The sequence below is a fragment of the Gordonia sp. DT30 genome (genome assembly GCF_049844915.1).
Classification (GTDB): domain Bacteria; phylum Actinomycetota; class Actinomycetes; order Mycobacteriales; family Mycobacteriaceae; genus Gordonia.
The window spans coordinates 1-318 of sequence record NZ_JBNCLY010000097.1; the positions used below are offsets into that span (position 1 = coordinate 1).

1 protein-coding gene is annotated in these 318 nt (G+C 61.3%); it reads right to left on the reverse strand.

The window, feature by feature from the left end:
- Positions 1-95: 95 nt before the first annotated feature.
- The coding region (locus tag ACLQ3C_RS21590) for a hypothetical protein (protein WP_425707134.1) at positions 96-318 on the reverse strand (223 nt) is incomplete at its 5' end.

Consider the following 318-nt stretch of genomic DNA (forward strand, 5'->3'; position numbering starts at 1 on the left):
TTTCGAGGTGGGGGTGGAGTCGCAGTATTTGCCGGCGGCGTTGTTGTATGAGCGTCGGGATCGGTTGCGGTAGCCGCAGCCGACCCGGCGTGAAGTCAGATCTGAGAGCCTGAATCGACGCGCCCGAGGCCGAGGTTTCCGAGCACGGTGCCGATGGCCGCGCGCATGTCGGTCTCGATGATTTGCACTATCTGTCGGCGACGCGTGAATACTGACCCCCAGGCGACGGGTGAAAGTTGACCCCCCTTGACACTCGGGAGGGTGATTTCAGTGGAAGATTGGGCCGAGATTCGGCGGTTGCATAGGTCTGAAGGGTTG